Source organism: Deltaproteobacteria bacterium PRO3 (assembly GCA_030263375.1).
Classification (GTDB): domain Bacteria; phylum UBA10199; class UBA10199; order DSSB01; family DSSB01; genus DSSB01.
In genome coordinates this window covers 1-4,756 of sequence record SZOV01000158.1, presented here as the reverse complement: position 1 = coordinate 4,756, position 4,756 = coordinate 1, and the positions used below count along the sequence as shown (strand labels likewise).

Genomic DNA, 4,756 nt, shown 5'->3' with positions numbered 1-4,756 from the left:
GATCAGCTGCGTCAAGATCCCCGGATTCGGCGTCGAGGCCAGCCGCGACAAGGTCGCCAGCCGCGTCATGCGAAACACCGCCCCCGCCGTCCCCATCGCGAAGAGCATCGCCGGGTCGCTGGATTGTTGGGCCAAATTCCTTAAGAGAAACTCCGCGCGGGGGCCGAAGGCGCCGCGGCCCAGAATCGCATCGAGGCCCTCTTGGGCGCGGGTCCGTAGGGGGCGTTCGCGAAGGGCCTCTACGGCGTCGGCCTCCTGCACCACCGCCGCATACAACTCCGCCGCCGCTTCCACCCTCCCCGCCGCCTCCTGGCGTCGGGCAAAATTCAAGGCGGCTTCTAAAAATAGCTGGGGATCGGTCTCCGCCTCGAGCGCGCGCCATTCGCGACGCGCCGCCTCGGGCAGCCCGTGAAGTGTGGAAATTTGCATGTCCTTACCCGGTTTCTAGCGGGACCTCTAACCCTCAGGGATTTCTCCCGCAAGTAGCTTTCTCGCGATGGGATTGCCTCGTTCCGCCAATACTTCCATAGCCTTGCGCGCGCTGGAGTCGCTCTTCGCGAAGAGGGCCAGGATCTCCACCGCCCCCGCCTCCCCCGCCATCGCCCGCTCCCCGAAGCTGTGCAGGACCGGCGACAGGACGCGGTCCGCGCGCTGCACCTCGGGGAGCGTCGAGGGCAGGAGGCGCAGCAGGTGGCCGTAGACGCGCATCATGTCGAGGATCAACTCCGGCTCGGTCAGGTAGTCGGGGATGGGACCCCGGCCTTGGGCGAGGCGCAGCAAGGAGGGGGAAAGCAGCATCCGCACCCCCGCCCGCGCCTCCTCGCTGCCCATCGGCAGGCGCCGGGCGAAGGGGACGTAGCGCTTCAACAACTCCTTGCGCAGACCCGCCTCCGCCTCGAAATAGGCCCGCGACCAGACATCGTCGCGAAAATAGGTCCGGAATTTCCGGTCGAGGCGAGGCTCTTCGACGGCCTTCGTGAAAAAACCGGCACCGCGGCGGATCGCCGGAGCGCCGAGGGGATTTTGCAGCTGCAAACGGAGGTAAAGGTCGGCGGCCGTCAGGCGCAGCGCTCGGTCTTGGCGATAAAATTCCACCACCGGTTCCGGGAGGGAAATTTCGCGCATCAGCAGGACCTCCGGCCAGCCCGCCACCACGGGGTGAGGGATCTCCGGCCGCAGGATCAGGCGCTCAAGGGCGCCGAGGGCCTTGCCGTACTCCGGGTCCAGGCGCAGGACCTCCAGATAATCCGGGAGCTCGTTTAAGCGGGCGCTGCGAAATTCCGGGCCCAGCGAGGAGTCCAAGGCGGCCCGTCTCAAAGCGGCACTGCGGGCGCGGGCCTCTGCCACCGAGGCAAAGGGGCGGCCCGGACGTCGATAGGGATCGAGCTCCGCGGGCGCCTCCGGGGACGGCGTTTGCCCGGGGCCGCGGAGCAAGCCTAACCAGTGCGGGTGTCTCTCCAGGGCCTGAAAAAGTTTGTCCAACCAGCCCTCGCCCTCCGGGGCCGATTTTGGCCCTCGCGAAGGGCCGCCGCCACCATCTCCCTTCGTAGTCGACATATAAACGTGGGGGATCGGGGTCTCCAGGGGTCTCGAGGCCCGAGGGAGCGGCGGCCCCACGGGTACCGGCGAGGTCTCCAGCCCCAGGGGTCGCGGCCCCCCGCTCCGCGAGCGCAGATCCAGGCTTCGATTCCACATTTCGAGCTCCCGGCCCAAGACCCGGCCGGCGAGGCGGGAGGCGACTTGGCCTTGGAAGAGCAGGGCGAGGGAGTCGACCAGCGTGGTCGCCCCACTCGACGGCGGGCGCAGACCGAGGCGCTCCTCCAAGGCGTGACCGAGGAGGATGCCGGTCAAGAGGCCGCCCTGCTGGAACAGCGTTTGTAGGGGCCGCTCGCGAACGGCTCCTACGGAGGTGGCAAACCTGCGATACGCCGCGCCGCCGCCCCACCCCGCCAACTTCAATCCCCCCAAAACCAGGTAGCTCGAAGCCAGGTCCCGGCCCCAAGAGCCCCCCGGGGGCAAGCGGTCCAGTGCCTGGTGACCTAGCCTCCCGACGCAGGTGAAGGCCGGCGCCTCGACGGCGAAGCCCGCCAGGGAGGCCAAGGCGCGGGCGCCGCCGCCGCGTGTCCAGGCCGCGGCCGGGGCCTGGAGCAGGCGCCCCAACACCGTCAAGCGCGTCAAAGAATAGGCGGTCGAACCCGCGCCCAGCGCGAGGAGCGTCACCGGATCGGTCGCCTCTTGCGTCAAACGGTGCAGCAGGAATTCGGCGCGGGGGCCTAGAGCGCCGCGGCCGGAGATCGCCTCGAGATGTTCTTGCGCACGCCGTTGTAGGGGCGAACCTGGGGCCCCACCGAACGCCATCGGTCCGAGAGAGGTGGGGGGTCGCCCTCCCCCTCCCTGCCCGGGGGCGAACCCCCCACTCGCTTCATCCTCGCGGCGTGAGTGGGGCCCCAGGTTCGCCCCTAGGACAGCCGCATACAACTCCGCCGCCAGCTCGAGCCGCCCTTCGGCCTCCAGCCTCGCCCCCAGGTTCAATAATTGTCGGGATAATAATTCCGGATCGTCCTCGGCCTGAAGCGCGCGCAGCTCCGCCGCCGCTGCGCGCGGCCAAGGAAGCGCCTTGAAGCCTGTTCCGTCGATGCCCCGCATGTGCCCGCCTAAAATCCTACTCCGTCGCCCGGGGAATCCGGCTCACGTAGTCCTCGCCCACCAGCCCCCGCAGCAGTTCGCGCGAGGTCTCGAGGTCCAAGGGCTGGGAGCCGTCCCATTCGGGGTGCTGCCGCCGGTATTCCGCGACGCGATCATAGAAGGTCTGCAAATTTCTCCGGATTTCCGGGAGGTGGTAGCTCTCCGGGACGTCCAGCTCGATCTGGGCCGCGGGGTTGCGGAGGTTGTGCTCGCCGCCGAAGGCCTCGAGGTAGGCCCGCGGCGCCAGCTCGCCCATCTCGGCGTAGCAGCCGTGGCCCTCCAGGACATGGCGCGCGATCATCCCGAAGGCCCCGCCGCCCGGGATGCCGAAGAGGGCGAAGGAGGGGAAGTCGGGGAAGCGCACGATCTTGTGATAGCCCCGCGCGAAACCGGCGTCCTGGCTTTGCAGGTGATGGCGCAGCGCCGCGGCCTCGCCGATCTCCTTGGCGTGGCCCAGGGCGCCGCCGCCGTAGACCCCGTGGAGGATGCGCCGGTTCTGCGAGCCGCCCGCCCAGGTGAAGAAGAAGGACGTCGACTCCGGCCCGAAGTGCTCGCCCAAGGCCTCAAGCAGGGCCCCGTGGTTGCGCCCCATGCTGTCGAGCGTGCCTTCATAGCCCTTCGCCTGATAAGGCTTCATGTTCGTCAAGACCACCCGTCCCTCGAGGTCCATGCTGGGGATGCCCTGGCGTTGCTCGACGCCGGGCGAGGGGCTGATCCAACGGGCGAAGGCGATGGAGTTGACGAAGTTCAGCTCATTCATCCCAGCCCGGCGCTGGGCCTCTTGGATCGCCGCGCGCAGCTCCGCCGGAAAGGGCCTCGTCTCCTTGCCGTGCTGGGGGAGCACCAGGTCCTGGTAGAAGGCCTGAAAGTCGACGCCGCGCTCACGGGCGAGGAGCCTGAGTCCTTCGACGTTGGCGAGGCGGCCGAGGTGGATGGGACTCTCCATCCGGATCAAGGCCTCGGGCTCGTAGAAACCCCCGACCATGTGGCGCACGCCCGCCTCCATCAGGGCGACGGCGCTGTGCAGGCCCATCCCGTCAGAGACCCCCGCGATGAACCAGGGTGCGGCGGGGCGCCCGGCCAGGACCTCGCGTAGGGCGGGTAGGTGCGGCGCCATGCGCGCGCGCAGGCGCTGGACGTTCTCGTAGCCCGCGACGACTTGGACCTCGACAGTCGTCGAGCCGAAGCTGCGTTCGACGGGCTGGAGATTCAAGATCGGGGGCTCGGTCTCGCGGCCCTGGGTCTTGAGCAGCTCGGCGAAGCCGGCGGCGCCTTGTTGGGGGTCGACGGGGGGCGGCGCAGGTTCCGTGCGAAGCGACTCGCCGCTCCCCTCCGCGGCGCCCGGATCTTCCGCCCTGGAACCCGCGGGCCGGGGGACGGGGCCGGATTCATGGGATGCCAGCGAAGCCTGGAGGCGAGGGCCGGAGGGCGGCGGCGCGCTGTCGCCGTTGCCCCCCTGCGAGGACATCAGGACGATATTAGGCCACAAGGTCTCGCGGCCCCTGCTCGAGCGGGCGGGAGGACGGCCCGCGACGCCGGTCGCGAGGACGGGGGATACCCCGAGGCCGAGCGTTCGGCTGGGACCCTGCGGCGCGCGGGCCAGGGCCTCGCTTTGGAGGTCGAGGCCGCGCTCCCAGGCGGCGAAGCGGGTCCCGAAGGCCTGGCGGGTCAGGCGCCCGGCGACGTTAAATTGCAAGAGCATCGCCAGTGAGTCCGTCAGCGTCGTCGCGCCGTCTTGGGGGCGGCGCAGGCCGAAGTGTTCTTCCAAGGAGTGGCCGAGCAGGATGCCCGTCAACATCGAACCCTGTTGAAACAGCAACTGTAGGGGCGAACCTTGTGTTCGCCCTCCCCGCCCGGGGGCGAACACAAGGTTCGCCCCTACGTGACCCGCCAACTTCAATCCGCCCAAGACCAAGTAGCTCGAGGCGAAGTCCCTCCCTAAGGCCGCCCCGCTCCAATCCTGCCTTCTCCCCAAGACTTCATGACCCAAGCGCCCCGCCAGGGTGAAGGCCGGGGCCTCCAGCGCGAAGCCTGTTAAAGAAGCCAGGCGTCCCGCGCCGATCAGCTGCGT

The 4,756-nt window shown here is 69.1% G+C and carries 2 protein-coding genes; both read right to left on the bottom strand.

The features are described from left to right. Nucleotides 1-429 (bottom strand): hypothetical protein (locus tag FBR05_14815; GenBank protein MDL1873450.1); only part of this gene is annotated, 429 nt, incomplete at its 3' end. Between the two features lie 27 nt (nucleotides 430-456). Further along, nucleotides 457-2,646, bottom strand: a complete 2,190-nt coding sequence (locus tag FBR05_14810) for a hypothetical protein (protein MDL1873449.1) — start codon at nucleotides 2,644-2,646, stop codon at nucleotides 457-459. Nucleotides 2,647-4,756 lie beyond the last annotated feature (2,110 nt).

Coding starts and splice junctions, on each gene's coding strand:
- FBR05_14810 (MDL1873449.1), bottom strand. CDS start 2,646: ATGCGGGGCATCGACGGAACAGGCTTCAAGGCGCTTCCTTGGCCGCGC.